The sequence below is a fragment of the Gardnerella sp. Marseille-Q9185 genome, from assembly GCF_046508745.1.
Lineage (GTDB): Bacteria > Actinomycetota > Actinomycetes > Actinomycetales > Bifidobacteriaceae > Bifidobacterium > Bifidobacterium greenwoodii.
On sequence record NZ_JBKFWK010000001.1, the window covers coordinates 84,440 to 105,085 of the forward strand.

A 20,646-nucleotide genomic window follows, 5' to 3' on the forward strand; every position below is an offset into this window, starting at 1 on the left:
ATATTGGGGGGGGGGGTATTATTTGAGCGCTTTTAAGCCCGATAAACTGTCACTGTAATCAAGTTCTGTATATCTTAAAATTATCTTGCGCTATGCGATAGGTTATTAATGCTTATTGAGCTACACTTATATGGGGAGTTTGCTTTGCAAATACAAATTTACTAATGTTTGGGGAATTTTTATGGTTAACGTTCTTCTTGCTGTTATTTATCTTGCTTTTATTAGCTTGGGTTTGCCGGATGCTCTTCTTGGAGCTGCGTGGCCTACGATGAGTCACGATGTTGGCGCGCAAATTTCTTGGGCTGGTGGAATATCAATGGTTATTTCTGCAGGAACAATTGTTTCTGCGCTGCTATCTAATAGGCTTACGCATAAGTTTGGCCCCGGGAAGGTTACGCTTATTTCAGTTGCTTTAACAGCTTTAGCGTTACTAGGTTTTTCTTTTGCGCCTAATTATCTTGTGCTTATTTTTCTAGCTATACCGTACGGTTTGGGTGCAGGAGGAGTGGACGCGGCTCTTAATAATTACGTTGCAGTGCATTATGAAAGCTGGCACATGAGCTGGCTTCACTGCATGTGGGGAATTGGAGCTTCTCTAGGTCCTTACGTTATGGGTTTTGCGCTTTCTCACGGCCGGCGTTGGCCTGCAGGGTATCAGTATATTGCTGTTATACAAATTGTTTTAACTCTTGTGCTGTTTATAAGTTTGCCACTGTGGAAAAATAATAATAAAAAGGCAGAGCCGCATAATCTTACTGAGGTAAAGAAACAATCTTCTGGAATGCTATCTTATAAGGAAGTTTTGCTTATTCCTGGAGCTAAGAATATTCTTATTATGTTCTTTTGCTATTGTGCTTTGGAGCAAACTGCAGGCTTGTGGGCTAGTAGTTACATGGTTTTGCATGGGGGAGTTGGCCGTGTTGTTGCGGCAAGCTGGGCAAGCTTGTTTTATGTTGGTATTACGGTTGGTCGTTTTGTAAGTGGATTTCTTACTATGCGTTTTAACGATGCAACAATGATTCGTATTGGGCAGTGCGTTATGCTTGTGGGAATTTTGGTATTGTTGCTGCCTTTGCCGAATCATATTGAGCTTATTGCAGGATTTGTAATTATTGGGCTTGGTTGTGCTCCGGTGTATCCGTGTATTATTCACTCAACTCCGCAATATTTCGGTGCAGATAAGTCGCAAGCGATTGTTGGCATGCAAATGGCAAGTGCATATATTGGATCTATGGTAATGCCTGCGATTTTTGGAATAATTGCGCAGAATGTTTCTATGGTTCTGCTTCCGGTTTATTTGCTTATTCTTCTTGTTTTAATGACTTTTATGCACGTGCGTCTGCTTCGAACTTGCGAAAGTTGAGCGTGAAAGTATTTGCGTGTGCGTTTAAGTTTAAGCTTTTATAATTTTGTATATAAATTATACCGAATTGTGGTATATTGGTTAGTGTAGTTGCATTCTTAGGATGAGATTGCAGCTGTGTGATTTTTATTTTATAAGTTTTTTAAATTTGTTTATTTTATAAGAGGGAAAAATGAACAAGAGAACTGTGCTTGTTTTATCGACTACGATGATGAGTATTGCCACAGCTGCTTGTGCATTCTGTATGGCGCAGAGTGCGAATGCTGCTGAAAACCTTACAAGTGCGGCTGCTGCTGTGAATGCTAACTCTAATGTTGCAAATACGGGATTTTCTGACGGGGGGGGGGTGTATATTTTCGCCAAAAATCCTGATAAAGCAAAGGGTGATGCTAGTTCCAGGGATGTTACGCTTTCTAAGGATAATGCTGGTTACAAGAATGTTGATACTTCGAAGAATGATCTAAATTCTGATAGTGTGAATATTCATAAGAATGATGCTGTAAATAATAATGTCAAAGATGATAGTTCTGCAAACGGTTCGGCTGATGTAAAGAAAAGCAAAGTAGTTGTATACAAGTCGGCTCAAGCTGCGAAAGAAGTATCAGAAGATAAAAAAGCAAACGTAGATAAAAATGTCAAAGATGTCAAAGGTGATAAAGAGCTAAAAGATAATAAGATTGCAACAGACTCAGCTGAAGATCGTGCGGCAAAAGATGATAGGGCGGCAGCAGATTCTGCAAATAGTGGCAAGAAGGATAGCGAAGTTAAACCTAATAAAGATGGCATATACGATTTTAGTAATGACAAGAATGTAATCAATCCGTTCCCGAATGTTATTACGCCTGCTGAAGTCAAAGAGCTGCAGGATAAAACAACATCTGTTAGGCCTCTGTCCTCTATTCAAAAGATTTTTTATACACCCTATGGCAAGAAGTTTTCTGTAGAGAATGGTCAAGCATCTGGCGATACTAAAAGCATTAATGAGACTATCAATACATATAATGGCAGGCTTGGAAGAATTGATACATTCATATTTTTCCCGCGGGTTGATAAAGAAAGTGTATATACTGCCGATGGTCAATTTTACCCATACAGGTCATCTCGTGAATTAAAAAACTCAGATGGATCAGCAGATTTTGACTTTAATAAAGCTCCCGACAATAAGATCTCATACAGGCTCGAGATAAATGGGAAGCTTATTGGATCCAATTTGGCTGATAAGACAAATATCACAGTATATATGAGAAAGAACCAAACGTTTATCCATGTTGTTATGGAGGGTAGCAACGCTAATGAAGCTATTTTTGGCTATGAAGGATTTAATCATGAAGACTCATCTGGAATTTTTGGATATGTCGCCTTTTTACCTGAATGTGGCGCGCAATTTCACTTTGTAGATGATTTGCAATATCGCAAGGCAGCAAACATTAAAGGGAATGATGATCTTCCACAACGTAGTTCTGGTGAAACTGATAGGTTCTCTACTAAACCGTTCGTCAAGTTGGATTTATCTGATTTGTCTGACATGAAAAATATTTCCGAAGTTAGGTTTGGTAATAATCAGGTTGTAAGGGGAATGCTTACACCTCTCTTAAGTTTCGATGACGATCCAAAGAAGGATTCGGTTAAGCGTCCAACGTTACAGGAGCTTACTGGTATGAAAATACAAGGTTACTTGTATTACAGTAACGACATTGACACTCCTGAAGGTGGCACATTCACCAAGGACAATACCGAGAAATTTGGCAACTACGACTACGGTATTGTTCGAGATAGTGATGATAATCAAGTAACAACAAAGCACTATTATGTGACTTTTAGGCCGATTCCTACGCAGCTGGTTGTACAGTACAAAGATTTGCAAAACAAGATTGAGAGCGGTGAAAAGTATGCTATTTATGCTGGAAATACTCTTGTAAGTGATACTCTTACTTCATCTTCTAATACTCCAACAGCTCCTACAAAAGATGAACTTCAAAAGATGATCACAGACAAAAACACGTCTTTGCTTCCTGAGGCTGCTGGTTATTTTTCTGATAGCAATGTGTATCTTGCTCCTGGAAGCTATATTGTAAAGCCAACAGCTGAGGCTCCAGAGGACTATGAGTGGGTTGTTGATTCAACAGATATTGCTAATTCTTCCACTAGTGTGAACTTTAGTATTGGAGTAAATAAAAGCGATACGGATTCTACTCAAAAAGTTGTTACTTTTGTGTTGAGAAGAAAGATTGCTGTAGTCAAATTTATAAATGATGATGAAAATAATCCGTATGCAACTGTGAAAGTTCAGCAAGGTCTTTCTATTAGTGGCGATTCTTTAACTGACCAGTCGATGCCGCCTGATCCTACGAAGCCTGGTTTTACTTTTAACGGTTGGTTTACTGGGAAAGATGGTAAAGGTACTAAGTTCACTGGAAATACTACTGTTAGTAGCAGTATTTCTGTGTATAGTTCATATACGTCTAAACCTCCAACACCTCCAACGCCGGCTGGTGATAAGCCGAATCCAGTCCCGAAACCAAAGCCTATTCCAAAACCTGAGCCAGAAGCAGAGCCAGTTCCTGAATTGCCGGTTCCTGTTGCTCCAGCTCCGATTCTGACGCCTGCTGAGCCTGAGTTCGAACCTGAGTCCGCTCCAGCTCTTTCGCAACCGGAGCAACCGGAAGCTAAGCGCGTTGTTAAAAGTCTTCCACAAACTGGTTCAACCGCAACTTCAGTTCTTGCTTCCGCAATTGCCTCGCTTTTCGCCGGGCTTGTGACATTGGTAGCAGACTTAAAGCATCTCCGAAAAAATTAAAAATAGTTAATTATTTATGTTGATGCAAGTTAAGTAATTGAGTAGTATTACTAAGTAAAATTACTTAGTAATACTACTTAGTAATTATATAGTTTGTAAATTGATAGCCTCATTGTTTGCATTATCAATTGTGGAGGAATATTAAATGCCTAATCAAGATACTGTTACATGCTCATTTGTTATGGATCGCAATATTTACAACCAGTATAAGCATGTAGTTAAATTACGCGGAGATAATGTAAAAAACAATTTAGTTAAATATATGCAATCGGTTATTAAATATGATATTCCTAATGCGGATACTATTGAAGCTATTGAGGAAGTAAAACAGCTTAAGGCTAATCCTAATAAAAAAACTTACGGTTCATTTGCTGAACTTTTGCAAGATATTGACAATGATTGACCGTAGCGATAATCGCGAGAATGTCTATGAGCGTTTATAAGAAATATCGTATTGCGCAATCGCGCATGTTTAAAAAAGATTTGAAGCTGGCTATTAAACGTGGATATAACATTAGTTTGCTTGAAGAAGTTGTTGATATTCTTGCGTCAGGTGTGAGCCTTCCTGGAAAATATAAGGATCATAAACTAACTGGTAATTATGATGGTTGCCGAGAATGTCATATAACTCCTGATTGGTTGCTTGTTTACGAGATAGCAGATGACGAACTTATATTATATTTGACCAGAACAGGCACTCATTCTGATTTGTTTGGCAAATAGTAATTGCAATTTGTGAGTTTGCTCACGTTTTTGTTGCGATTGGAATTGTAAGTTGTAGAATATCTGATGGTTCAATGCTATTAAATACCTGAATTATATTTGTTTTAGTGTTGATTCCGTTATTTTTCTAAAGATTATAGAAAATTTGGTTTTGTAAGAGGAAAAATGAGTAAGAGAACTAACGTAATTTTGACTAGCACTATGATGGGTATTGCTACTGCTGCTTGTGCTTTCTGCATGGCGCAAAGTGCGAATGCTGCTGAGGCTTCGGCTACTGCTGGCGTTAGTGAAACTGTAAATTCTTCTGCGACTTCTTCTAACGCAGCTTCTAATACGCCCAATGGGGGGTCTGCTTTAGATAGCACTTCCGCAAAGCCTTCTGGAAATACTGTACCTTCCAAGTCTAGCGAAACTGCAAAAACTGCTGAAACCACAAAATCTACTAAATCTGCTAAAGCTTCTGAATCTGTAACTGATGCTGAAAATTCTGAAAATGCTAGACTTACACAAACTCTTATAGATGTAAGCAATACTGATCTTCAAACAAATAATCGTGAAGATAGAAGCGTACACGCATCTGCAGAATCTAGATCAGCATCAACTGATTCAAGTACTACAGATGATCCCTCTTTAACCTGGACGAAGGACGACTTTAACATTTGCCGATGGTAAAACTATTGGAGGCAGGAAAGATGTTCATTATCCGGATACCGGTCAAACGGTAAATGAATATGTAGATGGACTTAGCGAAAAGGGCAAGGAAAAGCTTAAGAAGAATCATCACATTGTTATTCCTGAAGGCATTGAAGTTATTCATGAGTGTGCTTTTACTGGACATGCAAAACAAGTTGGGAATAAGCAGCATGAACATGTTGAAGGCGAAACCTATATTGAGGGTGTAACGCTTCCGCAATCTCTTAAGATTATAGAATACGGTGCGTTCGGCTGGAACAAAATTAAGGGAACTGTTATTATTCCAAAAAATGTGATTTCAATACATAGCGCAGCATTTGTTGCTAATGAAATTGAAAAAGTTGTGTTTGAAGGCGTAATTGACGGTAAGGGCAAAGAGCACGATACAGATGCTAAGCCGTATTATCTTGCTGGAGTTGGCGAAAAGGCATTTCAGGGTAATAAAATTTCTGAAATTGTCGTAAAAGATAACTTAGGAAAGTATAAATTACACCCATCTAATAATCCACAAAAAAGCGATTCTGTATTCGATAACCAGAATCCAGGACCTTTCACTATTGAAGTAGGAGAGGAATACAAAAGTCCTATCAAGGTCACGCAAGAAAGCTCTGGCCATGCAATCAGCGTCATAGAGGGATTCAAAGAAAACGGTAGTCCGGTACAAATTGAAAATTCATCTTACTTTCAAAAGAATAACGAAGGAAAATATGTAGCGATAAAACCTGGAACTCTCCAAGGTCAATGTTTATTTTACGATGTGATTAACGGTCAGTTTAGAGTAATTGGAACTTCTCAGTTTACCTATAACATTGTTCCTAAGTCTAAAATTTGCACGGTAACATTTGTGAATGGAACCGATCAAAACTATGCAAAGGTGCAGGTACAAGAGGGTAAATCCATAAAGGATAAAAGCGTTGTAAATCAGGCTATGCCTAGCAATCCTTCTAAGGCTGGTTATACATTTAGAGGTTGGAGCACGGACAAAACTGGTAAAGATAAAACCAAGGAATTTAGTGCTTCTACCTCAGTAAAAGGTGATATGACTGTTTATGCAATATATACGCCTACTCCAGCGGTACTTAATGCTGTTCCATCGCTTATCGTGCAGGATAAAACCATTACCGAGGGAGATCCTCTTGACTTAAGGTTTCTTATTGTGTCTGCAACCGATAAAGAAGATGGAGACTTAAAAGATAAGGTTCAGATTACCAATAATGGCGGTTTTGATAATAGTAAAGTTGGTTCTTATGTTATTTCGTTTAGCGTAACGGACAATGGCGGTGCTACTGCAACAGCAGCTGCAACAGTAACTGTTACTAAGAAGCCAACGCCTCCAACTCCACCAGCTCCTGCGCCAGAACCGGAGTCAACTCCAACTCCAGTTCCTGAATTGCCAACCCCCGTTTCTCCAGCTCCGATTCTTACACCTTTTGAGCCTGAGTCAGAACCTGAGTCCGCTCCAGTTCTTTCGCAACCGGAACAGCCGGAGCAACCGGAAGCTAAGCGCGTTGTTAAGCATCTTCCTAAAACTGGCTCTTCAGTAGCTATGGTAATAAATTATTTGTTTGCATCTGTGACTGCAGGAATTTTTGCACTTGTAGAAGCTAGAAAATCACTTCGCAGATATTCCAAGCATGCTCGCAAAAACTAGCTCTAAAAAAGTGTAAAACTAGCGCAGCAAAAACATTACTACCCAATGTGTGCAACTGGGGAAACAAGCTCGGTTCCCGAAGCGTCTCTTCGCATGTCTGGCTTAGGTAGCTCCACGCGGCTTCCTCTATCTGTTACTGCATGCAGTGGATAATATCCAACGTATGCATGAATAAGAGTATTTTGCCCCTTAAGGAATCGTTGCGAGCGCACGCCGCCAGTTCCGCGGCCCTTTGTTGGGTACATGTCGAAAGGTGTAAGTTTTGCAGCACCGTTTTCTGTTCCAGGAAGAGCATCGCTGTCGCCAGCAACTGTGAATACTACTGTTCCTGTAGCGCAGAATAGTCCATTTTCGCCTTCTTCATAATGCCATTCAATGTCTTGTTCTGGCACTACTGCAAAGCTTGCAACTTTTGCACCTTCAGCTAGGCGAATTCCAGCCATTCCTCCTGCTGTACGTCCTTGTGGACGAACTTGTTTTGCGTCGAAGGTAAGAAGTGACGAATCTGTGCTAATAAACACAAGTCTGTCATTGTCTTTAGCTGGGGCTGCGGCAATAACAGCATCGTCATCTTTCAAATCAATTATGCTCCACGAGTCCATAGTTGTTGGAGCTTCGCAGTTCCAACGTTTTACTACGCCGTTTCTAGTTCCAATAGCAAGCGGGGTAGGAGATTCGGAATTTTCTAATACTATTGCTGTAACTACACGTTCTCCTCTTACTGGATCTGTGCTTTGTGTAGATGTTAACAATTCTTGTGCTTTTACGCCTTTGGTTAATTCAGAAGTTTTTCCTTCTTCGTAGTTTATCTGCGGCAAATCAGCAACATGCGCTAATACTAGGCGTCCAGCGGAAGTAATAAGAGCGTAGCTTGCTCGAGTTGTTGTTTTAAACATTGTTGAGCAAGGAGTGTTAAAAACGTTTTCGTTGTGAGACTTCCAGCGTTCGAATGTTTCTACGTCGGTTCTCGCAATGAAACCGGAAGCACTTAATGCAACTGCACAAGGTTCGTCGCTTAATTGCAAAGCTGCGTAAGCTGCATCATTCTCTCCAGATTTACGTGCAGCGTTAGCGGCAGCAGCCAAGTCTGCTTGAGTTGAAGTAAGTTTATTAGCGGACTGTACTGCTTTAATTGCAACGTCTTCGCTATCTTTGCTCATGCTTGTTTCAACAGGAACAAAACTTCCGTCTTCGTTTTCGTCTAGAAGAATTGTTCTTCGTGGAGTATCCCACTGTTTAACAGCAGAATCCATATCTGCTATTACTACTCGGTCAAGTTTTGCGTCAGAGCTTAAGATTTGATTAAGTTCGTCAATTTTTTTAAGTAAATCGTCGCGTTCGGCTTCAAGCTCAATTCGGCTCATTTTTGTAAGTCTGCGAAGGCGCAAATCAAGAATATATTGTGCTTGAATTTCGTCAAGATCAAAAACTTTGATTAACTTGGTTTTTGCGCTATCCGCGTCTTCAGAAGATCGAATAACTTGAATAACCTCATCAATATCAAGCAGGGCAAGTAGCAGGCCGTCAACTAAGTGTAGACGCTCTTGTGCTTTCGTGCGTCTAAACTCACTGCGTCTTCTAACAACGGTTCTGCGATGCGCAATCCACACGTCCAGAAGCTCTCGCAAGCCCATTGTGTGTGGTCTTCCATCAACTAATGCAACATTGTTAATAGTGAAGCTTTCTTGCAGAGGAGTGTGCTTAAAAAGTTGCGCAAGAACTGCGTTAGGGTCAAAACCTGTTTTTATTTCAATAACAAGGCGAGTGCCGTTGTGTCGGTCAGTTAAATCAATAGCACCCGAAATTCCGTCGAGTTTACGAGCTTTAACACCTTGAGAAATACGCTCAAGAACACGCTCAGGGCCAACCATAAACGGAAGCTCAGTAACAATAATCGCTTTTTTGCGAGCGGTAATATTTTCAATATGTGTTGTGGAACGCGTTGTAAACGCTCCGCGACCAGTTTCGTAAGCTTCACGAATACCGCTTCTGCCAATAATAATTCCTCCGCCTGGCCAATCTGGTCCTGGAACGAGTTTCATAAGATCGTCCAATGTTGCTTCAGGGTGTTTCATAACATATTTTGCTGCAGAAACTACTTCTCCTAAATTATGCGTTGCCATGTTTGTTGCCATGCCAACAGCAATACCGGAAGCTCCGTTTACAAGAAGATTTGGAATAGCAGATGGAAGTACAGTAGGCTCTTTTAGTTTGTTGTCGTAGTTTGGAGCAAAATCAACAGTATCTTCGTTAATATCCGCGTTCATTCCAAGAGCTGCAGGAGCTAAACGTGCTTCCGTGTAGCGGGATGCTGCAGGACCGTCGTCAAGAGAACCAAAGTTACCGTGGCCGTCAACAAGAGGTAAACGTAGTGAGAACGGCTGAGCAAGGCGAACCATTGCTTCATAAATTGCAGAATCGCCGTGAGGATGCAGCTTACCCATTACTTCACCAACAACGCGAGCAGACTTCATGTAAGCGTGATCAGGGCTTAAATTCATGTTGCCCATTTGGTAAATGATGCGTCGCTGAACAGGTTTCATGCCGTCTCTAGCATCTGGAAGAGCACGCGCATAAATAACAGAATAAGCGTATTCAAGGAATGATTTGCTCATTTCTTCATTCAATGGTGTTTCAACAATATGCTCTTTGACTTTTCTTGGGTCGAAAGCTTGTTGTGTTGAGTGACGGCGTGAAGGCATATCTAGAACTCCTTGAATGACATTACGGCTCTCAATGTTACCAATTTCTATGCACAAACTGTAAGTATTTTCTTAATATTGTTAATAAAAGTAGGTTTATTTGCTGAAGATTTGTTACTAATTTAGTATTTTTTATTTTGCTAGAATGATTTTAATCTCTCAGTATTAGCTCTTAGTAGTGGCTAGCAGTAGTAGCTTGTGGTTCTATATAAGTGGTTCAATAGTGTATATGAGTGTTGATGTGCCATCTAAAAAAGAATTGTTGCAGTTTGTAGGCAATATTACTTATGGAGATTTTTCCAGCTCAAGTTTGCAAGATTATTCGCATGATTCTTGCTATGAGCAAAGTGGCGGAGCTTTTCATCTTTCATCAGTTTTACCAGCTTTAAGCGATGCAATTGGCGCTCCTATAAGTACTAAAGTGCATGAAAATCCAGCTTTTTTGCGCGAAAGTCTTGGTTTTCCTAAAGTAAAATCTGCAATTGTTGTTTTAGTTGACGGATTGGGATACTGGAATATTCTAATGCGTCAAGGTCATGCGCCATATTTGCGTTCTCTTTTAAATGAGCCTAAAAATCAGCGTCCTATTAAATCTTGTATTCCAAGCACAACTGTTGCTGCAATGGCAACGTTTGGCACAGGCACATGCCCAGGTCTTACTTGCATGACTGGCTATACTCAAAAAAATGCTCAAACTGGAAAGCTTGCTCAACTTATTCAATTTAAGGATGCTCCAAATCCTCTGGAATTGCAGCAGCAGCCAACAGTGTTTGAAAGCTTAGTTTCTAAAGGTTTTCGTGCAGATAGTATTAGTTTGCCTAAGTTTGAAAATTCCCCACTTACTCAAGCTGCTTTTCGTGGAGCTACTTATATTACTGCTGGAACTCCTAGAGCTAGAATCATGAAAGCTGCTAATACTACTAAAACTCCGGGATTAACTTATTTGTATTTAAGAGATACGGATAAGGTTGGGCATAATTATGGATGGGATTCCGAGCATTGGGTTGCCGCTTTTGAGCAGGTTGATTCGCAGTTGCGTTTGTTGCAGCGAAATTGTGCTAAAGGCACTTTGATTGTTATTACTGCCGACCACGGTATGATTCAGTCTGACCCTAACTCTCGTATTGATATTGCTAAAAGTGAAGAGTTAATGCGCGGAGTTGAACTGGTTGGTGGAGAACCTCGCTCTGTTATGCTTTATGCAAATAAAAACACTAATCCCGAAGATATTATTGAAAGATGGCGCAAAATTATTGGTGAAAATGCGCTTATTCGCAGCAAAAAGCAAGCTATTTTAGATGGTGTTTTTGGCAAGGTTGACCCGCGAGCAGAATCTGTTCTTGGCGACGTTCTAGTTCAGGCTCGTAACTCTTTTACTATTGTTGATTCTAGAACTCAAACAGAAAAAGCTATGAGCTTACCAAGTGTTCATGGGTCAATGACTCACATGGAAATGGATATTCCATGTCTTATTGACTTAGTGTGAATTTTTTAGCGCAATTTGCGCAGTAAAAATTCGCTCTAAAATCAAAAGAATCAGCCTTCGCCGAATAAAATCTCATCCCAGCTTGGAACTGCAGCTCTTCCACTTCGTCTCTTGTTGTTATTGTGATCTGCATGATCTAAAGAGTTTTTCTTAGCAGAATCAGACTCTTGATTAGTGTCAAACTCAGCTTCATTATTTGTAGAAGTGGTATTCAAAGATTTTGCAGCATCAGAATTTACTTTTTCTGCGTTTTCAGATACTTCAACTATTTTTGCTTTCTCGGCTTTTTCGGTTTGCTTTACTTTGTCTGCCAAAGATTTTTGTGCTTCACTCGAGTCGTAAGAAAGAATACTAGATGATGCATCTTGATTTTCATCATAATCTGACTGTATAAGCGAAGGTTGCTGAGCTCTGCTGCTATTTGATAGCACGTTTTCGGCTAAATCATTTGAAGAATCTGCGATTTTCCTAGTTTTTGCGCGCTTATGCTCTTGCTTAGAATCAGAACTATCAGAAATATCCGAACTATTCGAATCAAGTTCAGAAAGCTTATCACTATTTCTAAGCTCCCATTGTGAAACAGCGCGTTCAATTCTTGCTGAACGAATTGAATTTCCCGGCAACTCTTCTGTTGAAAATGGGAAGTTTATGCTTACAGTGTCACGATACATTCCGCCGTATTGCGCCTGCTTAGCTGCATCATTACCATTTGCGTCTTCGCCAAGAAGTAAACGAGAAGATGGATTAGCGCATGTTACTGAGTTGTCATGCATATTCCATGTCCACTCAGCTTTAATAGTTCGTGTCGCAGTTTTGAAAGTAGCGCTAATAAGCCACGGCTCTAAGCCTCGGCGTGTCGCGCGCCATTGAACTGTTTCCATACCAATATGAGCTTTGGCAAGAGTTCGCTCTATTAAATCTGCAAGTGTGCGCATATTGCTTTGTTTTGGTGCAGGAACAAGCAGGAATTGCTCAATAGCGTACTGTTTTTCTGTTTCTACGCCAGCAGAAAATCGTCTTACTTGTGCCTCGCTTACGTTATAACGCTTAGCAACGTGGCTTGGATCAACTCCAGCGCGAATTAAAGCCTGAATCTGCGAAATAGGCAGGGTAGCGTTCGACGATGCTGCAGATACGTTATTATCTGCCGAATTATTATCGCTATGCTTTTTAGTAATCTTTTGTGATTCAGCGATAGCGTGTTCCAGCGTGTCGTCCACTTTAATGCTTAACGGCGTGTTTTCAAAAATAAAAATCAAATTGCCGTCTGCATCAACATGGTCAAAACTCGCCTCTTTTGGCGGATTTTCAAGCATTGTGCACCACTTTCTTCGCTTTTAACAATACTATGTATATACTTTAGTCCATACACTGCATTCTTTACCATTCTATATAAGATAAAATGTGTGTATTATATGCGGGGTGGCATTAATGTATGCTATGCGCGTAGGTAGCTTAAAACGAAAGGACCATAATGGCACAGGATTATGATTCTCCTCGTAGTAAAGATGAGGACGAAGAGTCGTTGGAAGCTTTGAGCAAAAGCTCTCAAAATTCCAGCAGCGACATTGACGATGACGAGAATGCTATTGCTGAAGACTACGAGTTACCAGGTGCTGATTTAAGCAATGAAGATGCGTCTGTAACTGTTATTCCTATGCAAGGTGATGAATTTATTTGTTCTGAATGTTTCCTTGTAAAGCATCGTAGTCAATTAGCAGAAACTACGGCTGATGGACAGCCTGTTTGCAAGGAGTGCGCAGCTTAAATGGCATACGACGAGACCTACACTGGCCCCGAGCAGGTTGAGGTATTAATTCAGTATCTCGATGGCGAATCCTCCACCATGCAGCCGCTTTGCTATGCGCATGCTGGCGATGCTGGTGCAGACTTGCGTACTACTGAGGATATTACTTTGCGTCCATTTGAACGTGCTTTAGTTCCGACCGGGGTTGCTATTGCTTTGCCAGCAGGATACGTTGCTTTGGTTCATCCTCGTTCTGGTCTTGCCGCAAAACAGGGCGTAACTGTGTTGAATGCTCCTGGAACGGTTGACGCTGGGTATCGTGGCGAAATTAAAGTGCCGCTTATTAATTTAGATCCAGAAAATACCGTGAAGTTTAATCGCGGCGATCGTATTGCTCAATTGGTTATACAGCGTTATGTAGAAGCACAATTTATTCCAGCAACACAATTGCCTGGTTCTGATCGTTCAAATAAAGGCTTTGGATCAACCGGAGTACAATAATTTTTTAGTAAATCCGACCAGTTTTAGCGCTGAGTCGGATTTATTGTATTATTTGACAATTTTGTAGAGCATAACGCATTTTTGCGGGTAGGATAGTAGACAATACAGGAGGTGTGCTGCGATGGGTGAACTTCAAGATGATGTAAAAGGCGCTCATAGGCTTGGATGCGAAATCAGTGAGGATTCTCGTAACCCATTGCTGCCAATATTAAACATGTGCAAGTGGCATCATCCCGATGAAGACATGACTATTCTTCATCGTGCCTACTCCCGTGCGGTAAAACAGCATACAGGTCAGCGTCGTAAATCAGGCGAACCTTATATTATTCATCCTCTTGCAGTTGCGCAGATTCTTGCAGATCTTGGCATGGGTCCGATTGTTGTTGCAGCAGGATTATTGCACGACACTGTTGAAGATACTGATTACACGTTAGAAGAATGTCGTGCAGAATTTGGTGACACTGTAGCTGGATTAGTTGATGGTGTTACAAAAATCTCCAAGATGGAGTATGGCGAAAGCGCACAAGCTGAAACAATTCGAAAAATGGTTGTTGCTATGAGCCGAGATGTACGAGTGCTTGTTGTAAAACTTGCAGATCGTCTTCATAATGCAAGAACCTGGAGATATGTTAAGCCATCAAGTTCTCACAAAAAAGCTCGAGAAACTCTTGACGTGTATGCTCCTCTTGCAAACCGTCTTGGTATGAATGCTATTAAAACTGAACTTGAAGAACTTAGCTTCAAAGTACTTTATGCAAAAATTTATAACGAAATTGTTGTACTTGTTGCTCGTAGAGCTGGTCAGCGCGAAGTTTATTTGCGTCAAATTCTTGAAGAAATCAACGAAGATTTAGCAGTTCAACACATAGAAGCATCCGTAAAGGGTCGTCCAAAAGATTATTTCTCGATTTATCAAAAAATGATTGTTCGCGGTCACGATTTTGAGAATATTTACGATCTTGTTGGCGTTAGAATTATTGTTGACTCTATTCGAGACTGCTATGCCGCATTAGGAGCGGTTCATGCGCGTTGGAGCCCTGTTCCAGGACGTTTTAAGGACTATATTGCAACTCCTAAACTAAATATGTATCAGAGCTTACATACTACTGTTGTTGGCCCTGGTGGAAAGCCTGTAGAAATTCAGATTCGTACTTGGGATATGCATAGGCGAGCTGAATTTGGTATTGCTGCACACTGGAAGTACAAGGCAAATGGTCAGGCTGGTAGAGCTTTAAGTAAGCCAGACAGAGATGACCGTAAGCGTGAAGGTGAGCTTGAAGAGCGTAAAGAGCTTAGTGAAGCAGACAATCTTAAGTGGATTCAGCAGCTTGCTGATTGGACTAGTGAAACGCCTGATTCTGATGAGTTCTTAGGTTCGTTGAAGCAAGATCTTGGAGCTTCTGAAGTTTACGTGTTTACTCCAAAGGGAAGCATTGTTGCTCTTCCTCAGGATGCAACGCCTGTTGATTTCGCTTATTCGGTTCACACTGAAGTCGGTCACCGAATGATGGGTGCAAGAGTGAACGGAAGATTAGTTCCTTTGGACACTAAGCTTACAAATGGTGACACGGTTGAAGTTCTTACTTCAAAGTCAGATACCGCCGGCCCATCTCGTGATTGGCTGAGTTTTGTCAAAAGTCCTCGTGCTCGAAATAAGATTCGTCAGTGGTTTAGCAAAGAACGTCGCTCTGAAGCCATTGAAGAGGGCAAAGACGAGCTAACTCGTGCTATGCGTAAACGTAACTTGCCTTTAACTACTTTGATGACACAGCAGGCTTTAATTGGCGTTGCGGATGAACTTAATTTGCCAGCTAATGTTGAATCATTGTACGCGGCGATTGGCGAAGGCCAAGTTTCTACGCAAAATGTCATTTCGCGCTTAGTAAAAGATGCTGGTGCAGATGAGGTTGCAGAAGAAGTAGAGCAGGAAGCGTTACCTCTTAAGAATGTAGAGCGCAATAGAAAATCTAACGGTGCTTTAGGTGTTTCCGTTAAGGGTGTTGGAGACGTTTGGGTAAAGCTTGCAAGATGCTGTATGCCTGTTCCAGGAGATAACATCATTGGTTTTATTACTAGAAATCAAGGCGTGTCTGTGCATAGAACTGACTGCCAGAATATGCTTGATTTACAAAAAACTCAGCCTGAACGAGTTATTCCTGTTCAATGGACTAGCGATAAAGGTTTGTTCTTAGTAAAGGTTCAGGTTGAAGCTTTGGATAGGCAACACTTGCTATCTGATGTTACTCGCGTACTTTCGGATCATGGCGTAAATATTCTTTCCGGAACTATTGCCACTGGAGATGATCGTGTTGCAACAAGCCAGTTTACGTTTGAAATGGCAGACCCTCAGCATCTGAATACGCTTTTGGCTGCTATTCGTAAGATTGAAGGCGTTTTTGACGTCTATCGTATTACTGGCGCAAAAGATAGCGCTGAGCCTCGTTTGCGTAAAATGGAGCGCGGAGACTTATAAATAAAAAATAAAATAAGATAAAAAATAAGAAGGACGTCCAGCTTTGGAACGTCCTTCTTTATTAATCGCACATTTTGAATGTGCATCCGTCTAATTTCAGGCGGCAACAGCCTTCTTCAACAAGGAACCAGCGGAGATACGTACACCGTAAGAAGCTGGAATCTTGATGGTTTCGCCGGTACGAGGGTTGCGGCCAGTGCGCTCAGCGCGCTTTACGCGCTCTGCGGAGAACAGACCAGTGAGCTTCAAGCCTTCACCAGACTGCAAAGCCTCAACGAACACATCCTGGAATGCGTTGACGGCGGCCTCGGCCTGTGCCTTGGTCAGGTTGGACTTCTGTGCGATCTTAGAAACGAGATCAGACTTGTTGTATGCCATGCAGCATCCTTTGGGTCAGGGGCCTTCTTTGCAAAGGCCACGTTCACTCTCGATATTAATACATTTTCCCTACAAATGTGGCCTTTTTTAGCATTTTTTTCAATAATTTTATGTATTTTTTTATAAAAAACTCATTCTGAATAGTCTTATTGCGATTTTTTGATAGAAAAATACGCAAAAGTTGAGCAATTAAGCCATTTATACTAGCTCACGGCTGCTAAGCCAATTCATAGCAAAAGCACCAATAGGAATTCTTAGCCAGTAGAACATAAGCCTATAAAGCAAGGTTGCAGATAATGCAATAGTAGGTGGAACTCCAACAGACGTAAACGCAAAAGTAAGAGAAGCCTCAACCGCGCCTAAGCCGCCAGGAGTTGGTATTGCGGATCCTGCAGTATTTGCAAGAATGAACAAAAGTATTGTTTCCCAAGGGTTCGCATAGTAGCCAAACGCAAGTAAAGCAACCCAATATCCCAATCCAATGCAAGCAACAAGAACAATCGCTCCAAAAGATCCGCCAATAAGCTGAAGAGGGTGCGAAACAAGCTCTTTAACCTGTCTGCCATAATCAGACAGTATTGGAAGATAATGCTTGCGAATAATTTTACGAGCCTTAGGAATGGCCATTAAAGTGCATATTAACAAGGTTATTACGCCAATAACTGTAATAAGCATGTGCGTTGGAATCATTCCAGAAAGCACATTCTTTCCAGTAAAAATACCAATAACAAGAAGAACAATAGTTGTTATTAAAGCTTGAATAAGCCATACTGCGCTAGTTATAGCAGTAGCTTGAGTTGAATTGTAGCCATTCTTTTTCAATAATTGCATATTGACAAAAGCAGGGCCAACGCCTGCAGGCATAGAAACTGCTGTAAAACCTGATGCTGCTTGAGAAGCAAACAAAACCGTAGAAGACGGTTTTTGATCATCCATAAACGATCCTAAAGTAATTGCAGAGCCAACCCAAGCAAGCATACTGAAAATAAAGCAAAGCAAAACCATCAGATTATTAGCATGCTTCAATGCTGCAAACACTTCCTGAGGATGCCATTGTGTTGCAACAACAGCAATAGCAATAATTGCTAGAACAAGGCTCACAAAGAATCGAATATTAAAACGTGCTAATCGCACTGTATCATAGTCTTCCTCATCAGTATGCAGTGCGACTGTCTGGCTTAGCTTATTGCAAAGATGCTCAAAAACTTTCTTATTCCAAGAAGGAAGAGAACGTGTTGATGCAGGAATAGCAGCTTTTTGCATAAAAGGAAGTATTTCTGCAAGCTTGTCTGCACCCCAAGCGTTAAGAGCGGCTTTGATTGAAGTTTCAATATCTGTGCATGCAGCAATAAGAGTCAATAATTGAACTTTATCTAAAGCAATATTTGTTGAATCGCTAGCAACATCGCCATTTTGCCATCCTGCAATAACAGGAGTTCCATCCTCTAAACGTGCAATAGTTTCTGGAGTAATTCTTCGATGCGTAATTCCTCGCATATTTGCAGCGTCAACGTATCGCATAAGTTTTGCTGCATCTTCAACAGTTAGAGTGTTCAAATTACAAGGAAGTAAAGCATTTGCTGCGTGAAAAACCATGATTGATGATTTATCGCTGTCAGATACTCCGTAAACATTAGCAGTTGGCAAATGAAGATTTCTCAATACAAGAAGCATTGAAAGATGATGGTGCACGGAATGTCTTGCTGAACGGTCACGTCGAGTTGGAATATCAATTAAACGCACCCACTGCCACAGTTGATTCAAATATCCAGGTAAATGCACTTGATTGTCTAAAACTGAAATAACATAGTGCATTCCGTGAATATCAGTTGCGTCATAAAGTCTTGAATTTTCGATTAAATCGTCATCCAAGCTTGAGCGTAACACTCCAGTATGGTCAGCCTGCTGAGTTCTGCGAGTAAGCTGAGTGAGATTATCTATGCCAATATTTTTAAGCGCAATAACGATGTCATCACCCCAAGCGCCTTTACTGCTCGTACCTTTAGCAAATCTTATTAATGTTCCAATAGTTCTTCCTACGCAGCAAGAAATAAGCGCTGCAGGGTAGGAGTCCCATGAAGAAAATAGCAGTATTGCAGAAACAATAAACAGAGCATTCCAGCCCCACATTACATGCTTATATTCTTTACGCGGGCCACTTACTGTAAGAAACGCAACCAGAACAGCGTACATGTCTGGCAATAATTCTGTTACTGAATTTGTTGGTTGAGAATGCAATGCAGAAAGCAGGGGCAAATTGTGTGTAGAAGCAATAGCGTCAGAGAGCAGCCATATTGAGCCGTAGCTTACAAACAGCGTAATAACAGAAATAGCAGTATCAATCCAACGCTTTTGTGCAGCCATAAAAGCAATTACTTCTGCAACAACAATAAGCGTTAAACCCTGCTGTATTAACGCGCATGGAATTCCGGTAACAGTAAGACCAATGATTTTACTAGCGCTACGAGCATCAATTTCCACGCCGACTGTTGTTGCAGAAAGCCACATTGCTGACAAAACTGTAAGTACGGCAACAGCAATAGCTGAAAGTGCGTACAGCAAATCAGCCCAATTTCTCACTAAGCTTGGCTGAGTGTCTTCAATAACAAGATTTGGATTTATGCGAGATTGCATTGTTCTTACCGTCTACTTATTGAATAAAATCCACCAATCGTGAAGCAAAACCAGTGTAAGAAGCAGGAGTTAAGGACTTTAATCTGCAAGCTGTATCCTCGTCAAACTCGCGAGAAGAAATAAAATCTTCAACATCCTTTTGAGAAATATGATGTCCTCGCATAAGCTCTTTAACCTGCTCATAAGGACGCTCCATTCCAGGAACTCCCGCAATTTCTTCAGCACGCATAGCGGTTTGAATTGGCTCGCCAAGAACTTCCCAATTAGCATCCAATTCTTTAAGAATAAAATCAGAATTAGGGTGAATAGAATTAAGTCCGCCCAAAAGATTGTTAAGAGCCAAAAGAGCGTAGCCAAAAGCAGAACCGATATTTCTCTGAGTTGTAGAATCTGTAAGATCCCTCTGCCAACGGCTTTCTGTAAGAGTTGCGCAAAGAGTATCAAACAGAGAGCAAGAAATCTCAAGATTAGCTTCAGCGTTCTCAAAGCGAATAGGATTCACCTTATGAGGCATAGTAGAAGATCCAGTAGCACCTTTTACAGGAACTTGAACAAAAATGCCTCGAGAAATATACATCCAAACATCAACAGCAAGATTGTGCAAAATATGGTTAGTGTGGCTTACTGTGCTATAAAGTTCAGCCTGCCAGTCGTGACTTTCAATTTGTGTTGTTAATGGATTCCATTGAAGAGACATGCGATTTTCAACAAACTCTTTAGAAACGCCAATCCAATCAACATTAGGGAATGCTGCTAAATGAGCGCCAAAAGTACCAGTAGCACCATTAATCTTGCCCAAATATTCCTGATTGTCGAGATGTTTAATCTGACGTTTTAAACGGTATGCAAAAACAGCCAATTCTTTACCCAAAGTTGTTGGAGTAGCAGGCTGACCATGCGTCAAAGAAAGCATTGGCAAGTCGCGATATTTTTGAGCATTGCTCACTAAATATTCAACAATTGCTTCTAAATTCGGCCTGTAAACATTCAAAACCGCATTTTTTACACAGCGAGCAATAGAAAGATTGTTAATATCTTCACTTGTGCACGAAAAATGAACCAACGTTTTAAGATTAGACAGCTGAGTTTTGTGACCTAACTTCTTTTCGGCCTCATCTAAAGCGTCATCAATGTAGTATTCAACAGCTTTAACATCGTGATGCGTAACAGCCTCATGCGCAGCATGACGAGCAATTCCTTCAGCGTCGAAATCTTCAGGAATATTGCGCAAATACTCACATTCTTCATTCGTTAAAGGATTGACACCATTAACAATAGGCTTCCAATTATTGCCCTCATATCCGTTTGCAAGAAGAATCATCCACTCAACTTCAACACGCATGCGCTCGCGGTTTAACGCAGGTTCACTCAAGTATTCAACAAGTTCTGAAGTTTGATTATGGTAACGACCGTCTAAAGGAGTCAGAGCTATTGCAGGAGAAATATCAGTAAGCTTCATACTTGCAAGGTTACATCATGCTGTGAATTAGGCAGTTAG

The 20,646-nt window shown here is 40.9% G+C and carries 13 protein-coding genes and 1 pseudogene; 9 read left to right on the plus strand and 5 right to left on the minus strand.

Going from position 1 to position 20,646, the window contains the following annotated elements; genetic code table 11:
- Window positions 1-181 precede the first annotated feature (181 nt).
- The 5 genes and pseudogenes from ACLD5M_RS00325 to ACLD5M_RS00345 all read left to right on the plus strand — a co-directional run bounded on the left by ACLD5M_RS00325 (window position 182) and on the right by ACLD5M_RS00345 (window position 7,227).
- Window positions 182-1,363: an MFS transporter gene (locus ACLD5M_RS00325; protein WP_410314305.1), complete on the plus strand. Its 1,182-nt coding sequence runs from the start codon at window positions 182-184 to the stop codon at window positions 1,361-1,363.
- 172 nt (window positions 1,364-1,535) lie between these two features.
- Window positions 1,536-4,160, plus strand: coding sequence for an InlB B-repeat-containing protein (locus ACLD5M_RS00330; protein WP_375169523.1), 2,625 nt, complete (start codon window positions 1,536-1,538; stop codon window positions 4,158-4,160).
- A gap of 145 nt (window positions 4,161-4,305) precedes the next feature.
- A complete protein-coding gene (locus ACLD5M_RS00335; protein WP_004136131.1) occupies window positions 4,306-4,563 on the plus strand; it encodes a hypothetical protein in 258 nt (85 codons plus the stop codon).
- A 26-nt stretch (window positions 4,564-4,589) separates the two neighbouring features.
- Window positions 4,590-4,883 (plus strand): type II toxin-antitoxin system YafQ family toxin, encoded by a 294-nt coding sequence (locus ACLD5M_RS00340; RefSeq protein ID WP_004134942.1) that lies wholly within the window; start codon window positions 4,590-4,592, stop codon window positions 4,881-4,883.
- 165 nt (window positions 4,884-5,048) lie between these two features.
- Window positions 5,049-7,227 (plus strand): annotated as a pseudogene (locus ACLD5M_RS00345) (InlB B-repeat-containing protein).
- A 38-nt stretch (window positions 7,228-7,265) separates the two neighbouring features.
- Here ACLD5M_RS00345 and ACLD5M_RS00350 read toward each other — a convergent pair.
- Window positions 7,266-9,929 carry a DNA topoisomerase (ATP-hydrolyzing) subunit A gene (locus ACLD5M_RS00350; protein ID WP_375169521.1) on the minus strand — a complete coding sequence of 888 codons (2,664 nt, stop codon included), beginning with the start codon at window positions 9,927-9,929 and terminating at the stop codon, window positions 7,266-7,268.
- A 229-nt stretch (window positions 9,930-10,158) separates the two neighbouring features.
- Between ACLD5M_RS00350 and ACLD5M_RS00355 the strand changes: the two genes are divergently transcribed.
- Window positions 10,159-11,415: an alkaline phosphatase family protein gene (locus tag ACLD5M_RS00355; protein WP_410314306.1), complete on the plus strand. Its 1,257-nt coding sequence runs from the start codon at window positions 10,159-10,161 to the stop codon at window positions 11,413-11,415.
- A gap of 50 nt (window positions 11,416-11,465) precedes the next feature.
- On the opposite strand, the gene sepH is transcribed toward ACLD5M_RS00355, so the two are convergent.
- Window positions 11,466-12,731 (minus strand): septation protein SepH, encoded by a 1,266-nt coding sequence (gene sepH, locus ACLD5M_RS00360; protein ID WP_410314307.1) that lies wholly within the window; start codon window positions 12,729-12,731, stop codon window positions 11,466-11,468.
- A gap of 158 nt (window positions 12,732-12,889) precedes the next feature.
- Between sepH and ACLD5M_RS00365 the strand changes: the two genes are divergently transcribed.
- The 3 genes from ACLD5M_RS00365 (at window position 12,890) to ACLD5M_RS00375 (ending at window position 16,136) form a co-directional block, all read left to right on the plus strand.
- On the plus strand, window positions 12,890-13,183 hold the full coding sequence (locus ACLD5M_RS00365; protein WP_004128217.1) for a DUF4193 domain-containing protein: 294 nt from the start codon (window positions 12,890-12,892) through the stop codon (window positions 13,181-13,183).
- Window positions 13,184-13,663, plus strand: coding sequence for a dUTP diphosphatase (gene dut / locus ACLD5M_RS00370; RefSeq protein WP_004128220.1), 480 nt, complete (start codon window positions 13,184-13,186; stop codon window positions 13,661-13,663). It abuts the gene before it with no gap.
- A 121-nt stretch (window positions 13,664-13,784) separates the two neighbouring features.
- Window positions 13,785-16,136: a RelA/SpoT family protein gene (locus tag ACLD5M_RS00375; protein WP_004136141.1), complete on the plus strand. Its 2,352-nt coding sequence runs from the start codon at window positions 13,785-13,787 to the stop codon at window positions 16,134-16,136.
- 96 nt (window positions 16,137-16,232) lie between these two features.
- Here ACLD5M_RS00375 and ACLD5M_RS00380 read toward each other — a convergent pair whose 3' ends face one another.
- The 3 genes from ACLD5M_RS00380 to purB form a co-directional block, all read right to left on the minus strand.
- Entirely contained in the window at window positions 16,233-16,514 is a 282-nt protein-coding gene (locus ACLD5M_RS00380; RefSeq protein WP_004127774.1) for an HU family DNA-binding protein, read from the minus strand.
- A 198-nt stretch (window positions 16,515-16,712) separates the two neighbouring features.
- Window positions 16,713-19,148, minus strand: coding sequence for a YbhN family protein (locus tag ACLD5M_RS00385; protein ID WP_308582640.1), 2,436 nt, complete (start codon window positions 19,146-19,148; stop codon window positions 16,713-16,715).
- 16 nt (window positions 19,149-19,164) lie between these two features.
- Window positions 19,165-20,607 (minus strand): adenylosuccinate lyase, encoded by a 1,443-nt coding sequence (purB, locus tag ACLD5M_RS00390; RefSeq protein WP_410314308.1) that lies wholly within the window; start codon window positions 20,605-20,607, stop codon window positions 19,165-19,167.
- Window positions 20,608-20,646: the final 39 nt, after the last annotated feature.